This is a genomic window from Nocardioides sp. OK12, from assembly GCF_024341885.1.
GTDB classification, from domain to species: Bacteria; Actinomycetota; Actinomycetes; order Propionibacteriales; family Nocardioidaceae; genus Nocardioides; species Nocardioides marinisabuli.
In genome coordinates this window covers 244,023-261,589 of record NZ_BNET01000004.1, presented here as the reverse complement: position 1 = coordinate 261,589, position 17,567 = coordinate 244,023, and the positions used below count along the sequence as shown (strand labels likewise).

Annotated in this window: 23 protein-coding genes; 18 read left to right on the top strand and 5 right to left on the bottom strand. The window is 73.6% G+C overall.

What is annotated here, in order from left to right; translation table 11 throughout:
• The first annotated feature begins 33 nt into the window (after positions 1-33).
• Complete coding sequence (locus OCU29_RS11725) at positions 34-453, top strand: DUF1801 domain-containing protein (RefSeq protein ID WP_261820077.1); 420 nt, start codon at positions 34-36, stop codon at positions 451-453.
• Between the two features lie 73 nt (positions 454-526).
• Here OCU29_RS11725 and OCU29_RS11720 read toward each other — a convergent pair whose 3' ends face one another.
• The 3 genes from OCU29_RS11720 to OCU29_RS11710 are packed head-to-tail and all read right to left on the bottom strand — an operon-like array spanning position 527 to position 1,785.
• Positions 527-1,048 (bottom strand): glycine cleavage system protein R, encoded by a 522-nt coding sequence (locus tag OCU29_RS11720; RefSeq protein WP_261820076.1) that lies wholly within the window; start codon positions 1,046-1,048, stop codon positions 527-529.
• Positions 1,049-1,096: 48 nt separating this feature from the next.
• On the bottom strand, positions 1,097-1,363 hold the full coding sequence (locus OCU29_RS11715) for a metal-sensitive transcriptional regulator (protein WP_179613782.1): 267 nt from the start codon (positions 1,361-1,363) through the stop codon (positions 1,097-1,099).
• Positions 1,363-1,785 carry a DUF302 domain-containing protein gene (locus tag OCU29_RS11710; protein WP_261820075.1) on the bottom strand — a complete coding sequence of 141 codons (423 nt, stop codon included), beginning with the start codon at positions 1,783-1,785 and terminating at the stop codon, positions 1,363-1,365. The genes OCU29_RS11715 and OCU29_RS11710 overlap by 1 nt, the downstream gene beginning before the upstream one ends.
• A 165-nt stretch (positions 1,786-1,950) precedes the next feature.
• Here OCU29_RS11710 and OCU29_RS11705 point away from each other — a divergent pair, with 165 nt between their 5' ends.
• The 11 genes from OCU29_RS11705 (at position 1,951) to trxA (ending at position 10,503) form a co-directional block, all read left to right on the top strand.
• Positions 1,951-2,253 carry a rhodanese-like domain-containing protein gene (locus OCU29_RS11705; RefSeq protein WP_261820074.1) on the top strand — a complete coding sequence of 101 codons (303 nt, stop codon included), beginning with the start codon at positions 1,951-1,953 and terminating at the stop codon, positions 2,251-2,253.
• Positions 2,254-2,261: 8 nt separating this feature from the next.
• Positions 2,262-3,650: a rhodanese-like domain-containing protein gene (locus tag OCU29_RS11700; RefSeq protein WP_261820073.1), complete on the top strand. Its 1,389-nt coding sequence runs from the start codon at positions 2,262-2,264 to the stop codon at positions 3,648-3,650.
• A 2-nt stretch (positions 3,651-3,652) separates the two neighbouring features.
• The gene (locus OCU29_RS11695) at positions 3,653-4,489 is read left to right on the top strand and encodes a sulfite exporter TauE/SafE family protein (RefSeq protein WP_261820072.1); all 837 of its coding nucleotides are present in this window, start codon (positions 3,653-3,655) and stop codon (positions 4,487-4,489) included.
• A gap of 62 nt (positions 4,490-4,551) precedes the next feature.
• The gene (locus OCU29_RS11690; protein WP_261820071.1) at positions 4,552-6,723 is read left to right on the top strand and encodes an MMPL family transporter; all 2,172 of its coding nucleotides are present in this window, start codon (positions 4,552-4,554) and stop codon (positions 6,721-6,723) included.
• 45 nt (positions 6,724-6,768) lie between these two features.
• Positions 6,769-6,969: a hypothetical protein gene (locus OCU29_RS11685; RefSeq protein WP_179613788.1), complete on the top strand. Its 201-nt coding sequence runs from the start codon at positions 6,769-6,771 to the stop codon at positions 6,967-6,969.
• Positions 6,970-6,982: 13 nt separating this feature from the next.
• The gene (locus OCU29_RS11680) at positions 6,983-7,222 is read left to right on the top strand and encodes a DUF2892 domain-containing protein (RefSeq protein ID WP_261820070.1); all 240 of its coding nucleotides are present in this window, start codon (positions 6,983-6,985) and stop codon (positions 7,220-7,222) included.
• Positions 7,223-7,331: 109 nt separating this feature from the next.
• On the top strand, positions 7,332-7,997 hold the full coding sequence (locus tag OCU29_RS11675) for a metalloregulator ArsR/SmtB family transcription factor (protein ID WP_261820069.1): 666 nt from the start codon (positions 7,332-7,334) through the stop codon (positions 7,995-7,997).
• Entirely contained in the window at positions 7,994-8,506 is a 513-nt protein-coding gene (locus OCU29_RS11670; RefSeq protein ID WP_261820068.1) for a hypothetical protein, read from the top strand. Before OCU29_RS11675 ends, OCU29_RS11670 begins: the two co-directional genes overlap by 4 nt.
• Complete coding sequence (locus tag OCU29_RS11665; protein WP_261820067.1) at positions 8,503-9,225, top strand: DsbA family protein; 723 nt, start codon at positions 8,503-8,505, stop codon at positions 9,223-9,225. The genes OCU29_RS11670 and OCU29_RS11665 overlap by 4 nt, the downstream gene beginning before the upstream one ends.
• Entirely contained in the window at positions 9,222-10,109 is an 888-nt protein-coding gene (locus OCU29_RS11660; RefSeq protein ID WP_261820066.1) for a cytochrome c biogenesis CcdA family protein, read from the top strand. The genes OCU29_RS11665 and OCU29_RS11660 overlap by 4 nt, the downstream gene beginning before the upstream one ends.
• 28 nt (positions 10,110-10,137) lie before the next feature.
• The gene (gene trxA, locus OCU29_RS11655; RefSeq protein ID WP_261820065.1) at positions 10,138-10,503 is read left to right on the top strand and encodes a thioredoxin; all 366 of its coding nucleotides are present in this window, start codon (positions 10,138-10,140) and stop codon (positions 10,501-10,503) included.
• 9 nt (positions 10,504-10,512) lie between these two features.
• On the opposite strand, the gene OCU29_RS11650 is transcribed toward trxA, so the two are convergent.
• Complete coding sequence (locus tag OCU29_RS11650; RefSeq protein WP_261820064.1) at positions 10,513-11,976, bottom strand: multicopper oxidase family protein; 1,464 nt, start codon at positions 11,974-11,976, stop codon at positions 10,513-10,515.
• Positions 11,977-12,014: 38 nt separating this feature from the next.
• Positions 12,015-12,389: a metalloregulator ArsR/SmtB family transcription factor gene (locus OCU29_RS11645; protein ID WP_261820063.1), complete on the bottom strand. Its 375-nt coding sequence runs from the start codon at positions 12,387-12,389 to the stop codon at positions 12,015-12,017.
• A 59-nt stretch (positions 12,390-12,448) separates the two neighbouring features.
• On the opposite strand from OCU29_RS11645, the gene OCU29_RS11640 reads away from it, so the two are divergent.
• From OCU29_RS11640 to OCU29_RS11615, 6 genes are read left to right on the top strand one after another with little or no spacing between them, the layout of a single operon-like run.
• Positions 12,449-12,790, top strand: a complete 342-nt coding sequence (locus OCU29_RS11640) for an NADH-quinone oxidoreductase subunit A (RefSeq protein WP_261820062.1) — start codon at positions 12,449-12,451, stop codon at positions 12,788-12,790.
• Positions 12,781-13,797, top strand: coding sequence for a hypothetical protein (locus OCU29_RS11635; RefSeq protein ID WP_261820061.1), 1,017 nt, complete (start codon positions 12,781-12,783; stop codon positions 13,795-13,797). Before OCU29_RS11640 ends, OCU29_RS11635 begins: the two co-directional genes overlap by 10 nt.
• Complete coding sequence (locus tag OCU29_RS11630) at positions 13,790-14,710, top strand: NADH-quinone oxidoreductase subunit H (RefSeq protein ID WP_261820060.1); 921 nt, start codon at positions 13,790-13,792, stop codon at positions 14,708-14,710. The genes OCU29_RS11635 and OCU29_RS11630 overlap by 8 nt, the downstream gene beginning before the upstream one ends.
• A 6-nt stretch (positions 14,711-14,716) precedes the next feature.
• Positions 14,717-15,286: an NADH-quinone oxidoreductase subunit J gene (locus OCU29_RS11625; protein WP_261820059.1), complete on the top strand. Its 570-nt coding sequence runs from the start codon at positions 14,717-14,719 to the stop codon at positions 15,284-15,286.
• Positions 15,283-15,585: an NADH-quinone oxidoreductase subunit K gene (locus OCU29_RS11620; RefSeq protein ID WP_179613793.1), complete on the top strand. Its 303-nt coding sequence runs from the start codon at positions 15,283-15,285 to the stop codon at positions 15,583-15,585. The genes OCU29_RS11625 and OCU29_RS11620 overlap by 4 nt, the downstream gene beginning before the upstream one ends.
• Positions 15,582-17,564 (top strand): proton-conducting transporter membrane subunit, encoded by a 1,983-nt coding sequence (locus OCU29_RS11615; protein ID WP_261820058.1) that lies wholly within the window; start codon positions 15,582-15,584, stop codon positions 17,562-17,564. The genes OCU29_RS11620 and OCU29_RS11615 overlap by 4 nt, the downstream gene beginning before the upstream one ends.
• Positions 17,565-17,567: the final 3 nt, after the last annotated feature.

Genomic DNA, 17,567 nt, shown 5'->3' with positions numbered 1-17,567 from the left:
GCCCGGCCCGGTCCGACCTGGGAGCATCGGGTCGTGGCCGACCGAGACACGCGCAAGACCCAGCCCACCGACGGCGACGTGGCGGCGAACCTCGCTGCCGTCGAGCACCCCCGGCGCCGCGAGGACGCCCTGGCCGCGCTGGCGCTGATGCGCGAGGTCAGCGGCGTGGAACCGCGGATGTGGGGCGCCTCGATGGTCGGCTTCGGGCGTCAGGACTACACGACCGCCGACGGCAGGCAGCACCAGTGGTTCGCGATCGGGCTCGCTCCGCGCAAGGCGGCGCTGACGCTCTACGGACTGACCTACTACGACAGCAACCGCGACCTGCTCGACCGGCTCGGCCCGCACACCACGGGCAAGGGCTGCCTCTACGTCAAGCGCCTCGAGGAGCTCGACCAGGACGTGCTGCGCGAGCTCGTCGAGCGCTCCTGGCAGGCCAACCACACCGGCTGAGGGAGATCTGCGCCGGGTCGGCGCGAGATCCGGGCCGGGTCGGCGCGAGATGTGCGCCGGGTGGGCGCGAGATTCAGGCCGGGTCGGCGTCGAGCTCGAGGTCCACCATCAGCTCGTCGGCCAGGCGCTCGAGGTCGGCGCGCACGCCCGCGTCGGCGCCGCTGGGCATGGTCAGGCGGGCCCGGGCCTCGAAGAGCATCCCGCCGCCCATCGGGGCGGCCACCACGTCGGTGAGCAGCTCCTCGATGCCGACGCCGCGCACGGCCAGCGCCGAGGAGATCTCCGCGACGATGCCGGGGCGGTCCTGGCCGACCAGGTGCAGCCGGAAGGTGGCGGCGGGCACGACCTCGCCGGCGGTGCCGGCGTCCTCCACGCGCACCGCGAGGCCCTCGGCCGCCAGGGCGGCGAGGGCCTCCTCGAGGCCGGCGCGCTGGGCGTCGGGCACCTCGACGAGGGCGATGCCGGCGAACTTGCCGGCCAGCCGGGTCAGCTGGCTGCGCTGCCACGAGCCGCCACGGGCCTCCACGAGGGCGGAGACGGCCGAGACCAGCCCCGGCCGGTCGTCGCCGATGACGGTGAGCAGCAAGGAGGCCATGGCGGCAGGCTACCGCCCGGGCCACGGCCTCCTCGCCGCTCTCGCGTGTCAGGCCAGGGCGAGGAAGAGCTTCTCCATCTTCTTGACGTCGACGCCGTCGAGGTCGTCGTCGCTGGCGGTCAGGCACTGCTGCAGGCCGGTGGCCACGATGGCGTAGCCGGCGCGCGAGAGCGCCTTGTTCACGGCGGCGAGCTGGGTGAGCACGGACTCGCAGTCCGAGCCCTCCTCCATCATCCGGATCACGCTGGCCAGGTGGCCGTTGGCGCGCTTCATCCGGGTGATGATCGCCTTGATCTCGGTGGGCTCGAGGTCCATCAGGTCGTTCCTTCCAGGGAGGCGAGGGCGGCGGAGAGCCGCTCGCGGGCATCGGTGGCGACGCTGCGGATCGCGTCACCGGCAGGGCCGTCGGCATCCCCGAGCCCGACCGTCATCATGACGTCGGGGTCGAAGGCCTCCACGACGGTGGTGGAGTCGTCGAGGGCGCGCACGACGACGTTGCAGGGCAGCAGCGCCGCGATCGAGGGCTCGACCTCGAGCGCCTGGTGCGCCAGCTGCGGGCGGCAGGCACCCAGGATCACCTGGGGCGCGACGTCGACGTCGAGCTTCTTCTTGAGGGTCTCGCGCAGGTCGATCTCGGTGAGGATGCCGAACCCGGCCTCGGCCAGCTGTTCGCGCACCGCCGCGACGGTCTCGTCGTACGGGCGGTCCAGGGTCGTGCTCATGGTGTAGCTGCTCATGGGCTTCCTCTCGGCTCTGGCCACCCGGGTGGGGGTGGCGCGGTGCGTTCGTCGTTGACTATACATCCCCCCAGGGGGTTGTGCTAGGTTTCGGACATAACCCCCCGAGGGGATACTTCCCCTCGCATCGACAACGACACCGACACCGTCCCAGGAGGAGCCGACATGCGCGAGATCGACATCGACCAGGCCGCCACCGAGCTCGAGAAGGGCGCGACGTTCATCGACGTCCGCGAGCCCGCCGAGTACGCCGAGGGCCACCTGCCCGGCGCGGTGAACATCCCGATGGGCCAGCTGCCCGGCCGCACCGACGAGCTCGACAAGGGCAAGACCGTCCACGTCGTCTGCGCCTCGGGCAACCGCAGCGGCGCCATGACCGACTTCCTGACCGGCAGCGGCTTCGACGCCGTGAACGTCGCGGGCGGTACCTCCGCCTGGATCCGCGCCGGCCGACCGACCGAGAAGTGAGGAGCCCCATGAGCGAGCACACCACTGACAGGAACGACCTGACCGTGCGGGTCATCGAGACCCCCACCCTGGGCGACCGCAGCTACGTCGTCCACGACGGCGAGGTCGCGATCGTCATCGACCCGCAGCGCGACATCGACCGGGTCCTGGAGATCCTCGAGGCCGACGGCGTGCGCCTGACGCACGTCTTCGAGACCCACATCCACAACGACTACGTCACCGGCGGCCTCGCCCTGGCGCGCGAGACCGGCGCGGCGTACCTGGTCAACGGCGAGGACGACGTGTCCTTCGACCGCACGCCCGTCGCCGACGACGAGGTCGTCGAGGTGAGCGAGCGGATCGCGGTGCGCGCCATCGCGACCCCCGGCCACACCTTCAACCACCTGTCGTACGCCGTCACCGACGGCGGCGAGCCGTTCGCGGTCTTCACCGGCGGCTCGCTGCTCTTCGGCGCGACCGGCCGACCCGACCTGATGGGCGAGGAGCACACCGACGCCCTGGTGCGCCACCAGCACGCCTCGGCGCACCGCCTGGCCGAGGAGCTGCCCGACGAGGCCGAGGTCTACCCGACCCACGGCTTCGGATCGTTCTGCTCCGCGACCCAGACCGACGCGACCTCGTCGACGATCGGGCAGGAGAAGACGCAGAACCCCGTCCTGACCCAGGACGAGGAGACCTACGTCCGCGAGCTCCTCGACGGGCTGGGCGCCTACCCGGCGTACTACGCCCAGATGGGCCCGCGCAACGAGGCAGGCCCCGACGCCCCCGACCTGAGCACCCCCGAGCGTGCCGACGCAGCCGAGCTGCGCCGGCGCATCGAGGCCGGCGAGTGGGTCGTCGACCTGCGCAACCGCACCGCGTTCGCGGCCGGGCACGCCCCGGGCACCGTGAACTTCGGGCTCGACGGCGGCTTCGCGACGTACCTGGGCTGGCTCATCGAGTGGGGCACCCCGGTGACCCTGCTCGGCGAGAGCGCCGAGGACGTGGCCGAGGCCCAGCGCGAGCTGGTCCGCATCGGCATCGACCGCCCGGCGGCGCACGCCACCGGCGGCCCGGAGGACTGGGCCGACGGTGACCTCGGCAGCTTCGAGACCGCCACCTTCGCCGACCTGGCCCAGGTGCGCCACCACCGCCCGGTGGTCGTGCTCGACGTCCGTCGGGTCGACGAGCACGAGAAGGCCGCCATCGACGGCGCCGTGAACATCCCGATCCACGAGATCCCGCGACGCGTCGACGAGGTGCCCGAGGGCGAGGTCTGGGTGCACTGCGCCGGGGGCTACCGCGCCTCGGTCGCCGCGTCCTTCCTCGCCGCCGCCGGCCGGACCCTGGTCTCGATCGACGACAGCTTCGAGAACGCCGAGAAGGTCGGGCTGCACCTGGTCGGCCCCGAGGCCTGAGCGTGGACCCTGCTCTCCTCGCCGTCCTCGCCGTGGGGGCCGGCGCGCTCATCGGCCTGTCCCTGGGCGCGCTCGGCGGCGGCGGGTCGATCCTGGCCGTGCCGGTGCTGGTCTACCTGTTGGACCAGTCGCCGGCGCAGGCCACGACCGGCTCCCTCGTCGTGGTGGGGGTGACCTCGCTCGCGGGCGCGGTCTCCGCCCACCGCCAGGGCAACGTGCTGCTGGGCCGCGGCGTCGTCTTCGGCGTCGTCGCGATCGGGGGCGCCGCGGCCGGCGCCAAGGGCGCGGCGGCGGTGAGCGAGGACGTGCTGCTGGCCTCGTTCGCGGCCTTGATGCTGCTCGTCGGGGCCCTGATGGCCTGGCGACGGCTGGGCCACGGCGACCCGACGAAGCCCGACCGGGGCGACCGGCCGGGCCTCGACGACCCGATCATCACCTTCAGCCCGTCCTTCGGCTGCAACTGCCCCCGTGCGCTCAAGGTGCTGGTGACCGCCACCGCGGTCGGCCTGCTGACCGGGTTCCTCGGCGTCGGCGGCGGGTTCCTCGTGGTGCCCGCGCTGCTGCTGGCGCTCGCGCTGCCGATGACGTACGCCGTGGGCACGTCGCTGGTGGTCATCACGATCACCTCGGCCTCGGCGCTGGTCGTGCGGGCCGGGAGCGGCACCAGCCCCGACTGGTGGCTCGTCCTGGTCCTCACCATCGCCTCGTCGGTCGCGGCCGTGCTCGGCGCCCGCCTGGCCGACCGGATCGACACCGACAAGCTCCAGGGAGCGTTCACGCTCCTGGTCCTGGGCGTCGCGGTCTACACCGCGGCCCGCGCCTTCCCGGCGCTGGTCTGACGCCCCTCCGGCACTGGACGTGCCGGCTCCCTCCCCTGCTCTGACTCACAGAACGGACCCCCATGAGCACCACCACCACCCCGAGCCACAAGGCCGGGACGCCCCCCGACGAGACCGCGCCGCCCGCGGCCGGCCCCCTGGGCCGCCTCGGCCTGTGGGTCACCAGCCACGGCAAGCTCGTGGCGATCGTGTGGGCCCTGCTGATCGTCGGCCTGGGCGTCTTCGCGCCCTCGGTCGAGAAGAACCTCTCCGGGGCCGGCTGGCAGGCCGACAGCTCCGAGTCCGTGGCCGCGCGCGAGCTCGCCCAGGACAGCTTCGGCGGCAACGCCTCCTCGGCGATCCAGGTCGTCGTGCACTCCGACGACGGCCCGGTCACCGAGGGTGAGGGCAAGCGCGTCCTCGCCGAGGTCACCGCGATCCTCGAGGACGAGCCGCGCATCGCCGACGTGATCGCCCCGCAGCCGGGCGCGACCCTGTCGCAGGACGGCTCCACCGCGATCGTGCTGGCCGGCGCCGGCGCCGACACCAACGAGATGGTGCGCGTCGCGACCGACGTCAAGGAGGAGCTGCAGGAGCTGTCGACCGACACCGTCCAGGTCAACCCGACCGGCTCCTCGCTGCTGTGGTCGGACTTCAACGAGGCCAACCTCGAGGCCATGCTGCAGTCCGAGCTGATGTCGTGGCCGGTGACGATGGCCATCCTGGTGCTCGCCTTCGGCGCGCTGGTGGCCGCCGGCCTCCCGCTCATCCTGACCCTCTCCGGCCTGGTCGCCTCGGCGGGCTCGCTGGTGCTCATCAACGAGCTGGTGCCGGTCTCCATCTGGGCGATGAACTTCGCGATGATGTTCGCGCTGGCGCTGGGCATCGACTACGCGCTGTTCCTGGTCGTGCGCTACCGCGCTGCCCGGGCCGCGCGGCCCCACGACAAGCCCTGGGCGATCGCGCAGATGATGGACACCGCCGGCAAGGCCGTGCTGCTCTCGGGCCTGACCGTGCTGGTCTCCCTCTCCGCGGTGATGATCGTGCCCTCGCCGTCCTTCCGGTCCATGGCCGGCGGCATCATGCTCTCGGTCGTCTTCATCCTGGCCGCCACGCTGACCCTGCTGCCACTGGTGCTGCACAAGCTCGACGACAAGATCAACAAGGGCGCGCTGCCCTGGTCGAAGTCCGGTGAGCACCGCTCGCCGCGCTTCGAGGCCTGGGGCGAGCGCCTGTGGAAGCGTCCCCTGGTCTGGGGTCTCGCCTCGCTGGTGATCCTGCTCGCGCTGGCCGCGCCGGTGCTGGGCCTGAAGACCGCGATGCCCTCGATCAAGGTCCTGCCCGAGGAGTCCTCGGCCCGCGTCGGCTACGACCTGGTCCAGGAGTCCTTCGGCGAGGGTGCCCCCGGCACGCTGCAGGTCGTCGCCGACAAGGCCGACGCCGAGGCGACGACCGAGGCGCTGAACGCCGACTCCGGCATCGCCGGGGCCATGCCCCCGATGCCGGCCAGCGACGACAGCGACCTGGTGCTCATCCAGGCCGTCCCGACCGTCGACCCGTCCGACCCCGAGCTCGGCGAGACCGTCGACCGGCTGCGGGCCGACCTGCCCGAGTCCGCCCTCGTCGGCGGCGCCGCGGTCGAGAACCTCGACCTCAAGGCCCAGCTCGACGAGTCCACCCCCCTGGTCATCGGCATCGTGATGGTGCTCGGCTTCCTGCTGCTGCTCTTCGCACTGCAGGCGCCGCTCATCTCGCTGCTCGGCACCCTGGCCAGCCTGCTCTCGACGGCCGCCGCCTTCGGCGTGGCCCGGCTGATCTTCCAGGAGGGCTACGGCTCCGACCTGCTCGGCTTCGAGCCCCAGGGCTTCCTGGACGCCTGGGCGCCGGTGTTCTTCTTCGCGATGATCTTCGCGATCGCGATGGACTACACGGTCTTCCTCCTGGCCTCGGCCAAGGAGCACTACGAGCGCACCGGAGACCCCAAGGACGCCATGGTCGGATCGCTGGCCCACTCGGGCCGGGTGATCTTCGCCGCCGGCGCGGTGATGGTGGCGGTGTTCTTCACCTTCGCCCTCTCCGGCCCGATCCCGCCCAAGGAGATGGGTGTCGTCCTGGGCATCGCGGTGCTGCTCGACGCCTTCCTGGTGCGCCTGGTGCTGCTGCCGGTGATGCTGCGCCTGACCGGCAGGGCCGCCTGGTACACCCCGGCCTGGCTGCGCAAGGTGCTGCCCAACATCACCTTCGCCCACGACTGATCCCGTTCCCCACCCCGCGGCTGACGCCGCAGAGAGGAGGGCACCATGTGCCGTCCCACCACCTGCAAGACCTGCAAGAAGACCACCTGGGCCGGCTGCGGCAACCACGTCGCCCAGGTCAAGGCGAGCGTCCCGGCCGGGCAGTGGTGCCCGGGCCACTCCAAGGCCGAGCTCCAGCAGGCGCAGGCCGACGCCAAGGCCTCCGGCTCCCAGGGCGGTTGGTTCAGCCGCCTCCTGGGTCGCTGAGACCGCGGGACTGATGAGCACGATGACCCTGGAGCGCGCCGTGATGATGTTCGCCGGGGCGATGACGCTGCTCAGCGCTGCGCTCGCCGCGTCGGTCTCACCCTGGTGGCTGCTGCTGACGGCCTTCGTGGGCGTCAACCAGGTCCAGTCCAGCCTCACCGGGTTCTGCCCGGCGGCGATGGTGATGCGTCGTGCCGGGCTGCAGCCCGCGTGCGCCGTCCAGCCGGCCGAGCCGGCGCCGCTCGCGCGCTGAGCGACACCTGAGGAGCACCGTCGGGGGCCGGCGGGAGGGAGACCTCCCGCCGGCCCTTACGCGTCCCCACCTGTCAGGTACAGTCTTCCAAAGATCATTGGAGGAATGGATGGACGAGCGTCGCAGCACCCTCTTCGACCAGCTGGGCGTGGTCGGCAAGGCCTTCGCGAGCCCACGTCGGCTCGAGCTGGTCGACCTGTTGGCTCAGGGCGAGCGCACCGTCGACGCCCTGGCCCGCGCGGCCGGGATGGGCGTCACCACGGTCTCCGCCCACCTCCAGGTGCTCAAGCTGGCCGACCTGGTCAGCACCCGCCGCGAGGGCACCCGCATCCACTACCGCCTCGCCGGCGACGACGTCGCCGCCCTCTACGACGCCCTGCGCACCGTGGGCCGTCACCGCTCGGCCGACGTCGAGCGGGCGCTCGCGGCGTACCTCGACGTGCCCGGCTCCGGCGAGGTCGGCCTGGTCACCCGCGACGACCTCGCCGCCGCACTGGCCGACGGCAGCGCCCACGTCATCGACGTGCGACCCGCCGAGGAGTACCTGGCCGGACACGTGCCGGGGGCCCGCAGCGTGCCGCTGGAGGAGCTGGACGCCGCGGTCGACGACCTGCGAGCCCGCGGCCAGGTGATCGCCTACTGCCGCGGCGCCTTCTGCGTGCTGGCCCACGACGCGGTGCGCATCCTGGCCGCGGCCGGCGTCGACGCGCGCCGCCTGGAGGACGGCATGCTCGAGTGGCGCACCCACGGACACCCCGTCGAGGTGGGCGCATGAGCCGCGCGTCGTCCTGGGCCGCCGTGCGTGCGTGGCCGGCACGGCGCTGGATCGCCGCCGCCCTGGCCGCCCTCGGCTTCGCGCTGGTGGTGGCCGTGCCGACCGACCTGGTCGACACCCCGCTCTTCGGCCGCGAGGTGCCCCCGACCTGGTGGGCCTGGCCCTCGCTCGTCGTCTCCTCGGTGCTGGCCGGCCTCCTGGTCGCGACGTACGTCGCCGCACCCGATCAGCCGAGCCCCGACCAGCAGGGTCCCGACCCGGCCGGTCGGGGCGGGTGGGTCGGCGGCACCCTGACGTTCTTCGCGGTCGGCTGCCCGGTCTGCAACAAGCTCGTCCTGCTCGCGCTCGGCAGCGCCGGGGCGATGACCTGGTTCGAGCCGGTGCAGCCGGTCCTCCAGCTGCTCGCCGTCGCCCTGCTGGCCTGGGCGCTGCGGCGCCGGCTGCTCGGCGAGAGCAGCTGCGCTGCTCCGACCCCCACCCCCACGCCCGTCTGGAGTGATCCCTCGTGACCACCAAGCGCACCTCCCCCGTCATCCCGCTCGTCGTGGCCGGCGTCGCCGCCGTGGCCCTGGCCGGGGTCCTCGTCGGTACGGGGGGCTCAGAGGACCCCGAGCCCGGCACCGCCGCCGAGGTCACCGACACCTCGCCGGAGGTGCTCCCCGAGGACGACCCGCTGGTGCAGCTGCCGCGCCGGGAGAAGGGCGACCCGATGGCCCTCGGCGACGTGGACGCTCCGGTGGTGATGGTCAGCTACTCGGAGTTCCAGTGCCCCTTCTGCGGCAAGTTCGCCCGCGACACCGAGCCGGAGCTGGTGGAGAAGTACGTCGAGGACGGCACCCTGCGCATCGAGTGGCGCGACTTCCCCTACCTGGGCCAGGAGTCGGCGACCGCCGCACTGGCCGGACGCGCGGCCGCCGCGCAGGGCAGGTTCTGGGAGTTCCACGACGCCATGTACGCCGACCAGCCCAGCCCCAACAGCGGCGCGATCGACCAGGACTACCTCGACGCCGTCGCCGAGGACATCGGCCTCGACGTCGCCGACTTCCGGCGCGACATGTCCAGCCCCCAGGCGCAGCAGGCGATGGCCGACGACTTCACCGAGGGCCAGCGGATCGGGGTCACCGGCACCCCGGCCTTCATCATCAACGGCCAGCCGGTGATCGGCGCCCAGCCGACGGCGACCTTCGAGCAGGTCATCGAGGACGCCGCCGACGCCGCCGCCCGATGACCGAGATCGGGCTGGTCGCCGCGTTCGCCGCCGGCGTGCTCGCACTGCTCTCGCCGTGCAGCGCACTGCTGCTGCCCTCGTTCTTCGCCTACGCCTTCGCCGACGCACGCGCCCTGGTGGCGCGCACGACCGTGTTCTACCTCGGGCTGCTGCTCACCCTGGTCCCGCTGGGCACCGGCGCCGGGTTCGCCTCCGAGCTGTTCTACGGCCACCGCGGCACCCTGATCGCCGTCGCGGGCTGGGCGATCATCGCCCTCGGCGTGCTGCAGCTGCTCGGGCGCGGCTTCGCGGTGCCCTTCTCGGGGCGCCTGCAGTCGTGGGCGGGCTCGCACAGCGGCAGCGGGTGGGCCTCGACGCTGGTGCTCGGCGCGGTCTACGGCCTCGCCGGCTTCTGCTCCGGCCCGGTGCTGGGCGCCATCCTGACCGTCGCCGCGACCTCCGGCTCCCCCTGGCAGGGCGGCCTGCTGCTCGCGGTCTACGCGTTGGGCATGGCTGCCCCGCTGCTGGTGCTGGCCGCGCTGTGGGACCGCTACGACCTGGGCAGCCGGCGCTGGCTGCGCGGCCGCACCCTCGTCTGGGGCCCCGTCAGGGTGCACACCACCTCGGCCATCGCCGGACTGCTGTTCATCGCCATCGGTGTTCTCTTCCTGCGCTTCGACGGCACTGCGGGCATCACGGGCATGCTGGGCGTCGACACCGTCGACCTGGAGTTCGCCGCGCAGCAGGCCGTCGGCGAGTGGGCCGCCGCGATCCCCACGTGGGCGATCCCGGCAGCGGTCGTCGTCGTGGCCGGGCTCGTGGCGCTGCGCCGGATGCGCAGTGGCCAGGACGGGAACAACGACGAGCCGTCGCCTGTTGGGACCAATAACCCCCCTAGGGGATAGACGCTTCCCACTGAACAGGAGACCACCGATGGCCACCACCGACCTGACCGCCGCCACGTTCGAGAGCACCATCACCGAGAACGAGATCGTCCTCGTCGACTTCTGGGCCTCCTGGTGCGGCCCGTGCCGCCAGTTCGCGCCGGTCTTCGAGAAGGCCTCGGAGGAGAACTCCGACATCGTCTTCGCCAAGATCGACACCGAGGCCGAGCAGAGCCTGGCCGCGGCCGCCAACATCACCTCGATCCCGACACTGATGGCGTTCAAGGACGGCAACCTCGTCTTCGCCCAGCCCGGCGCCCTGCCGGCACCCGCGCTCGGCGAGCTGATCGAGGCCGTGCGCGCCCTCGACGTCGAGAAGGCCAAGGCGGAGGCCGCCGCACAGTCCGGCTCCTGAGCCCTGGCCTCAGGCCACCTGGACGACGCCCATCATGCCGTCGTCCTCGTGGTCGAGGACGTGGCAGTGGTAGACGGTGCGGCCGGGTCGGTCGAAGGCCACCCGGACCGTCACCGTCCCACGCGCCGGGACGTTGACCACGTCGCGCCACACCGGGTCGTCCACGGCCCCCTCCCCGGCGTCGAGCACCTGCATCGGCCACACGTGCAGGTGGAACGGATGGTCCATCGAGCTGTCGTTGCGGATGGTCCAGTCCTCCACGGACCCGACCTCGACCTCCTGGTCGGTGCGGTCGGGGTCGAACTCCAGACCCCCGAACGTGAAGCTCATCCCGCCCATGCCCATCCCGGTCTGGAACACGAGCTCACGCCGCCGGGAGACCTCTTGGCCGCGCAGGTCCCGCGCCGCACGCGACGCTGAGGGCTGCGCGCCCGCGCGGACCTCAGTCCCCGAGACCTCGAGCGTGAGCAGGTCCACCACACCTGACCGTGAGGGCGCGTCCCCACCCATCATGCCGCCCATGCCCCCCATGTCGGGCTCGCCCCGGTCGACGGGGTCCAGGCGGACCGTGGTCGAGCCGGACACCGTCGTCAGCACGATGTCGGCGCGGTTCCCCGGGGCGAGCACGAACATCTCCCCCGCCGCCGGGACCTCGTGCGGGCCGACGTCGCGCGCCACCAGGTCCACCTGCTGGTCACCGAGGTCGAGCGCCAGGTAGCGCGACACGCAGGCGTTGACGACCCGCCACCGCTCCCGCTCGCCCGGGCGCGCCTCGAGGACGGGGGCCACCTGACCGTTGACCAGCACCAGGTCGCCCTCGCGTCCCATCATCCGGTCGGGCATCGAGACGTCCTTGAGCGCGCCGGACTCGTCGAGGCTGATGTCCGAGACGACGAGCACCCGCTCGCGCGCCACCTCGACCGTCGCCCCCTCGGAGGCGTCGTCCGGGTCCTCGACCACGATGGCGCCGTACAGGCCACCGAAGACCTGGTCGGCCACGTTGCCGTGGTGGTGCGGGTGGTACCAGAACACGCCGGGCGGGTGGTCCTCGGGGAGCCGGTGCTCGTAGACGAACGACTCCCCCGGCTGGACGGCGACGAAGACGTTGTCACCGTTGCCCTCAGGCGAGACGTGCAGCCCGTGCACGTGGAGGTTGGTGGGCTCGTCGAGCTCGTTGACCAGCTCGATGCGCAGGGTGTCCCCCGGCCGCACGCGCAGCGTCGGCCCCGGCAGCCCCCCGTTGTAGCCGAGGGCGGTGACCTGGCGGCCGGCCACCCGGCGCTCCCCGCGAGCGGCCTCGAGCCGGACCGCCAGGGTGCCGGACTCGCTCCGCAGCACCGACGGCTCCACCAGCGCTGCTCCCGAGCGCGCGTCGAGGACCGACTCGGGCCCGAACCTCCACCAGCCGGCAGCGCCGGCACCCGCAGCCAACAGGCCGACACCGCCGATCTTCAGCGCACCCCGACGGGTCACCCGCGCCTGGTGGTCACCCGATGCGCCGGCACCCGTCGTCACAGCTGACCGTCCTCGGCGTGGGCGCCCATCTCACCCAGGCGCAGCAGGCAGTGCTGGCGCAACGGCTCGGGGAACCCCTCGGCCAGGCGGTAGTAGGCCATCCGCCCCTCTCGTCGCCGCCGCACGAGCCCGGCGGTGCGCAGCATCCGCAACCCGTAGCTGGCGGCGTCCTCGCTGACCTCCAGCGCCACGGCCAGGTCGCCCACGCACAGCTCGTCGGCGGCGTCGAGCGCGAACAGCAGGCGCATCCGGGTCGGGTCGGCGATGAGGGTGAGGACGCTCGTCACGTCGGCGGCGACCTCGGCGGACGGCAGGCGGTCCCGAACCCTGTCGACCGCGGCCGGGTCGACCGGGTGGGTGTGGACGCTCATCTGCTTCCTCTCCTAGGCTTGTCCGCACCATCGTACGGATGTGCGGAAGAGGAGGCGCCGTGCTCGAGCTCGTCACCACGCTGGCACTGGTCGCCGCGGTGCTGCTCACCCTCCTCGCGTGGCACCGGGTCCTCGTCGTCGACCCCGCGCCGCTGCTGGTGCTGCCGCACGCCTCCGGCCGTGTCCCGCTGCAGCACGCCCTCTCGCGCTACCACCCGCGCTGGTACGCCGCCAGCGTCGTCTTCCTCGCCTTCGACGTCGAGATGCTCTTCATGTACCCCTGGGCCGTGGTCGTCGAGGACCTCGGCCCCGGAGCGGTCATCGAGATGTTCGGGTTCCTGGCGGTCCTGCTGGCCGCCGTCGCCTGGGCGCGCCGCGAGGGGGCGTTCCGATGGGCCTGAGGGACCTCGTCGTGCGCGCCGCGACCAGCCGCCCCCGGGTCCTGGTCGTCGAGATGCCCGGCGGTGCGCCGGCGCGGATGGCCGTGGAGCGCGAGCTCGACCGACGCGGCTGGCCGGTCGGCACCGCCCCGGGGAGCGCCGACGTGCTGCTCCTGGCCGGGGAGGTCCCCGAGCCGCTGGCCGAGGCGGTGGAGCTGCTCTGGGACCAGCTGCCGGGCCCTCGGGCCCGCGCCTGCCCGAGCGGCCCCGGCGACGTCGCGCACGAGCTCGATGCCGCCCAGGCGTCCCTGCGAGACGACCTCCGGCAGCGGGCCGACGCCCGCGAGCGCGACCGCGAGCCCGCGAGCTCGTGGGTCGAGGACGACATGGACCACGGCGACATGGACCACGGCGACATGGACCACGGCGACATGGACCACGGCGACCACGGCGACATGGAGATGGCGCCGGGCGGGATCCCGCTCGCCGAGGGCGACGACGACCGCGACGGCCTCGAGATGGACGTCCTGGTCCACCCGCTCGGACCCCTGCTCGACCACTGGCCCGGCGGCCTCGAGCTGCGCACCCGGCTGCACGGCGACGTCGTGGCGGAGGTGGAGGTCCACCGCCCGGCAGCGGAGGCGGCGGAGGCCGCGGACGACGTACCGGTCGCCGCGGCGACCTGGGACGCTGTGGCCACCGTGCTGGCGCTGGTCGGCGACGAGGTCTGGGCACGGCGAGCGCGTGCGCTGCGCGACCAGCACCTCGGGCTGGATGGCGCCGGCGACCAGCACGCCGTGCGTGCGCACCTGGCCCGGCTGGCCCGCACCCACGTGCTCCCCCACTCCGTGGCCGACGTGCTCGGGCGGCTGCTCGACGAGCGGCTCGACCCCGCGGCGCACCGGCTCGACGACGCGGCGCTGTCGTCGCTGCTCGAGGGGCACGACCTCGGTGACGTCCGGCTGATGGTCGCTGCGCACGCCCCCCTGCTCCCGCTCGGCCGAGCCGAGGAGGTCGGCCATGACTGAGCTCCTCATCGCCCTGGCCGGCTCCTCCGGCGTCCTGCTGGCCACCCTGCTGCTGGCCTGGACGGCCAGCGCGTCGTACGTCGTCGCCACCGGTCGCGCCGGCGGTGACGCGCTGCTGCACGCCCCGCGCGAGTCGGCGCGGCTGCTGCGCCAGCGCCGCCGCACCACGCTCTCGGCCGACCGCCTGCTGTGGCGCGGCGCCGGCTGGTCGCTGCTGCTGGTGGCGGCACTGCTGGTCGCCCTCGTGCCGTGGGACGGCTCGGCCCTGCTGCCGGGCTCGCTCGGCGTGGTCTGGGCCAACACCCTCGACATCGTGGTCTGGGCGCTGGTGTGGCTGCTGGGCTGGGGCGCCAACTCCGTGGTCGGTCTCGTCGGCGGCTACCGCTTCCTGGCCCTGGCGCTCGCCTACGAGCTGCCGCTGATGTTCGCGCTGGTCGCGCCCGCGCTGGCCGCCGGCAGCCTCGACCTCGCCGTGGTCGCCGGCGCGCAGGGCACCCTCTGGTACGCCGTGTGGATGCCGGTGGCCTTCGCGGCCTACCTCCTGGGGGTGCTCGGTTTCGCCGTCCTCGGCCCGCTCTCGGCCCCGGCCGGGCGCGAGACCGGCTCCGGCGTGCTCGCCGAGCTGTCCGGCCCCGACCTGCTGGTCGTCAACGCCGGGCGCTACGCGCTGCTGGGCGCCGGCGCGGCCGTGGCGGTCCCGCTCTTCCTCGGCGGCGGCGCGGGGCCCTGGCTGCCCGGCGCGGTCTGGGTGCTGGTCAAGGCGCTGCTGCTGACGGCCGCCCTGGCCTGGGTGGCCGGCCGGCTCCCGGTGCTGCGGGTGCACCGGCTGATGGAGCCGCTGTGGACCGTGTGGCTGCCGCTGGTGGTCGTGCAGGACCTGGTCGTGGCCGTCGTCGTGGTGATGGGGAGGTGAGCGGTGATGAGTGACGCCGGCTGGCTGGTCGACATCGCGTTCTGGGCCTGCGCCCTGGTCGCCGTCGCGACGGGCGTCCTGGTCTTCGTGGTCGACTCGATGGCACGGGCGACGTACGCGCTCGCGACCTCGTTCGTGGCCACGGGCGGGGCGCTGCTGCTGATGCAGCAGTCCTACCTCGGGGTCGTCGTGGTGCTGATGATGGTCATGGAGATGGCCGTGATGGCGGTCTACATGGTGATGTTCATGGGGATGAACCCGGCGCTGATGCCGATGAGCATGGTGCACTCGCACCGCGCCGCGATCGGTGTCGCCGTCGCGGTCTTCGTGGCGCTCGGGAGCGGCGCGGTCCTGGTGCCCTGGCCGGAGCGCCGGGGGGCGCCCTCGCCCGACGTCACCGAGGCCCTGGGGACCGCCATCATGGAGAGCCACATGCTGGTGATGATGGTGGTCGGCCCGGTGATGGTCGCCACGATCGTCGTCGGGGTGGTGCTCTCCAGCGCCCGCACCCGCTACGACCGGATGGGCGACGACCTCGACCAGCGCCCGGTCGACCCGCCGGAGGTCCGCTCATGACGCTGGAGACCGTCCTGCTCGTCGCCGCGGCCCTGCTGGCCGTCGGCGTCTACGGCGCGCTGTCGCAGCAGGTCGTGGTGATGGTGATGATGGGCCTGGAGCTGATGATCGCCGGGGTGCTGCTCGCGCTCGGCGGGTTCTGGTGGTTCCTGTCCCCCGACCCGTCGGGCCAGGTGCTGCTGCTGGTCGTGCTCGCCGCCATGACCGTCGAGATGGCGACCGGCTTCGCGGTCGCCACGCTGCTGCACCGCCGCGCCGGCTCCGACATGACCGACATGGCCACGGAGCTGCGCGAATGAGCGCCCCCGACCTGCTCCTCGTCCTGCTCGTCGCGGTCCCCGCGGTCGTCGGGGCGCTGCTGGTGCTGGCCGGCCCCGACGGTCTCCCGGCCCGCCCGTCGGCCTGGGCGGGCGTCGCCACGCTCGCACTGGCGGCCCTCGCGTCGGCACCGGTGGTGCTGGCCGGCGCCGAGGTCGGCGTCGGGTTCGTGGCCGGCTCGCGGTGGGGTCTGGAGGCGACCGGTCCCGCCGTCCTGCTGCTGCCCACCGTCCTGGTCGTCGCCACCCTGGTGCTCGTCGTGGCCGGCGCCACGGCCGAGACCCGCGAGCCGCGCTTCACCGGCCTGATGCTGCTCTTCACCGCCGCCGCGGTGCTGACCGTGCTGGCCACCAGCCTGCCGGGCCTGCTCGTGGGTTGGGAGCTGATGGGGGCGGCGTCGTACGCGCTGATCGGCTACCGCTACGCCGACCGGCGCCGGGTGGCCTCGGGGGCCACCGCCCTCCTCACGACCCGTGCTGCCGACCTGGGTCTCTACCTGGCCACGGCGGCGGCCCTGGCGGGCGGCACCGACCTCTCGCTCGACGCCCTGGCCGGCATCGAGGGCGGCTGGCGCGACGTCGCCGCCGCCGGCGTGCTGGTCGCCGCGCTCGGCAAGGCCGCCCAGCTGCCCTTCTCGTTCTGGCTGGCGCGGGCGATGGACGGCCCCAGCCCGGTCTCCGCCCTGCTGCACTCGGCCGCCATGGTGGCCCTGGGCGGCTACCTGCTGCTGCGGCTCTCCCCCCTGCTCGCCTCGACCGGCTGGGCGGCGCAGACCACGGCGTGGATCGGTGCCGCGACGGCGGTCGCCCTCGGCGCGGTCGCGGTCACCCAGACCGATCTCAAGCTGCTGCTCGCGGCCTCGACCAGCGCCCAGCTCGGCTTCGTGGTCCTGGCTGCCGGGGTCGGCGCCACCGCGGCCGGCACCGCCCACCTGGTCGCGCACGCCGCCGTGAAGGCGCTGCTGTTCCTGGTGGCCGGGGCCTGGCTGGAGGCGCTGGGCAGCAAGCGGCTCGACGTGCTCGACGGGGCCGCCCGGCGGTGGCCCGCCCTCGGGGCCCTCGCGGTCGCCGGGCTGCTCGCGCTCTCGGGGCTGCCCCCGTTCTCGCTGTGGGGCACCAAGGACGCCGTGCTCGCCGGCGCGCACGCCGAGTCGGCCGCTCTGTACGCCGTCGGGCTCGTCGCCACGGTCCTGGCGGTGGCCTACGCGGTGGTCGCGCTCGTCCACGTCGCCGGCCCTCCGGCAGACCCCCGGCGCGTCCCCGCAGCGGAGGACCGCGAGGAGGAGGCGACAGGCAGCGTGCCCGCGCGGATCCCGGCGGCCCTCGCCCCGCTGGGTCTCGGCGCGCTCGTGCTGGGCGTCCTGGCGCTGCCCGCCGTCCTCGACCGGCTCCCGGGACGGGTGCCGGCCGAGCCGTCGCTGGTCGAGCTCGTCGGCTCCTCGGCGCTCGTCGTGGCCACGGCGGCGGTCGTCGCCGCCCTGGTCCGGCGCTCCTCGCGCCGCCACAGCCGTCGGCGCACGGGCAGGGTGGTGCACGGTCTGCGCGGGTGGCTGCACCTGGAGGCCGCCACTCACCTCGTGCTCGTGCGACCCACGATGCGCCTCGCCGATGCTGCTGCACGTCTCGACGACCGGGCGCTGGCGCCGTCCGTGCGCGCAGCGGCGGCCGCGGTGCTGGGCGTCGCGCGTGGCACCGCCCGGGTCGACGACCGGGTGCTCGCCCGCGCCGTCGGCGGCGTCGGCTCCGCCGGGCTGCGTGCCGCCCGCGGCAGCGACCGCGCCGACACCGGGACCGACCGGGCGGTCCACGGGGTCGCGACCGCCCTCGCCCGCGCCGGCCGGGCGGTGCGCCGCAGCTCGGCGTCCGGCCAGCTGCACCACTACTACCTGCAGCAGGTGGGCCTGCTGCTGCTCGTGCTCGTCGTCGTGTCCCTGGTTGTCGTCATCGGAAGTCCGAGGTAACGC

What these genes read in the sequence shown, in the direction of transcription:
- OCU29_RS11720 (WP_261820076.1), bottom strand. Translation starts at nt 1,048, where the DNA reads ATGGCCTCCTTGCTGCTCACCGTCATCGGCGACGACCGGCCGGGGCTG.
- OCU29_RS11715 (WP_179613782.1), bottom strand. Translation starts at nt 1,363, where the DNA reads ATGGACCTCGAGCCCACCGAGATCAAGGCGATCATCACCCGGATGAAG.
- OCU29_RS11710 (WP_261820075.1), bottom strand. Translation starts at nt 1,785, where the DNA reads ATGAGCAGCTACACCATGAGCACGACCCTGGACCGCCCGTACGACGAG.
- OCU29_RS11705 (WP_261820074.1), top strand. Translation starts at nt 1,951, where the DNA reads ATGCGCGAGATCGACATCGACCAGGCCGCCACCGAGCTCGAGAAGGGC.
- OCU29_RS11700 (WP_261820073.1), top strand. Translation starts at nt 2,262, where the DNA reads ATGAGCGAGCACACCACTGACAGGAACGACCTGACCGTGCGGGTCATC.
- OCU29_RS11690 (WP_261820071.1), top strand. Translation starts at nt 4,552, where the DNA reads ATGAGCACCACCACCACCCCGAGCCACAAGGCCGGGACGCCCCCCGAC.
- OCU29_RS11685 (WP_179613788.1), top strand. Translation starts at nt 6,769, where the DNA reads ATGTGCCGTCCCACCACCTGCAAGACCTGCAAGAAGACCACCTGGGCC.
- OCU29_RS11680 (WP_261820070.1), top strand. Translation starts at nt 6,983, where the DNA reads ATGAGCACGATGACCCTGGAGCGCGCCGTGATGATGTTCGCCGGGGCG.
- OCU29_RS11675 (WP_261820069.1), top strand. Translation starts at nt 7,332, where the DNA reads ATGGACGAGCGTCGCAGCACCCTCTTCGACCAGCTGGGCGTGGTCGGC.
- OCU29_RS11670 (WP_261820068.1), top strand. Translation starts at nt 7,994, where the DNA reads ATGAGCCGCGCGTCGTCCTGGGCCGCCGTGCGTGCGTGGCCGGCACGG.
- OCU29_RS11660 (WP_261820066.1), top strand. Translation starts at nt 9,222, where the DNA reads ATGACCGAGATCGGGCTGGTCGCCGCGTTCGCCGCCGGCGTGCTCGCA.
- trxA (WP_261820065.1), top strand. Translation starts at nt 10,138, where the DNA reads ATGGCCACCACCGACCTGACCGCCGCCACGTTCGAGAGCACCATCACC.
- OCU29_RS11645 (WP_261820063.1), bottom strand. Translation starts at nt 12,389, where the DNA reads ATGAGCGTCCACACCCACCCGGTCGACCCGGCCGCGGTCGACAGGGTT.
- OCU29_RS11635 (WP_261820061.1), top strand. Translation starts at nt 12,781, where the DNA reads ATGGGCCTGAGGGACCTCGTCGTGCGCGCCGCGACCAGCCGCCCCCGG.
- OCU29_RS11630 (WP_261820060.1), top strand. Translation starts at nt 13,790, where the DNA reads ATGACTGAGCTCCTCATCGCCCTGGCCGGCTCCTCCGGCGTCCTGCTG.
- OCU29_RS11625 (WP_261820059.1), top strand. Translation starts at nt 14,717, where the DNA reads ATGAGTGACGCCGGCTGGCTGGTCGACATCGCGTTCTGGGCCTGCGCC.
- OCU29_RS11620 (WP_179613793.1), top strand. Translation starts at nt 15,283, where the DNA reads ATGACGCTGGAGACCGTCCTGCTCGTCGCCGCGGCCCTGCTGGCCGTC.
- OCU29_RS11615 (WP_261820058.1), top strand. Translation starts at nt 15,582, where the DNA reads ATGAGCGCCCCCGACCTGCTCCTCGTCCTGCTCGTCGCGGTCCCCGCG.